The following is a 327-nucleotide window of genomic DNA, read 5'->3' as shown; positions in this document are numbered from 1 at the left end:
TTAAGGTAATCGTCAAAGATCCACGCACAGATGCAGATAAGAACGATCCAACTGCGAAAGATCAAACGGTAAAACCAGGCAATCAACCAAACGCTAAGGATTCAATTGGCAACGTTGGTGACCTTCCAGAAGGCACTAAGTTCGAATACAAGACACCAGTTGACACAACAACAGAAGGCGAAAAAGACGCTACAGTTATCGTCACATACCCAGATGGTTCTAAGGACGAAGTTCCAGTTAAGGTTATTGTCAAAGATCCACGTACAGATGCCGATAAGAATACACCTGTAGCCAAAGATCAAACGGTTAAACCAGGTGATCAACCAA

1 protein-coding gene is annotated in these 327 nt (G+C 43.1%); it reads left to right on the top strand.

Annotated features, from left to right (window positions below; genetic code table 11):
- The coding region (locus tag HMPREF3112_RS11670) for a Rib/alpha-like domain-containing protein (protein ID WP_256262668.1) at positions 1 to 327 on the top strand (327 nt) is incomplete at both ends.

Origin of the sequence: Streptococcus sp. HMSC10E12 (assembly GCF_001807855.1) — a bacterium.
Classification (GTDB): domain Bacteria; phylum Bacillota; class Bacilli; order Lactobacillales; family Streptococcaceae; genus Streptococcus; species Streptococcus salivarius.
Note: the sequence above shows the minus strand (reverse complement) of the source record. Positions and strands in the feature narration are given on the sequence as shown.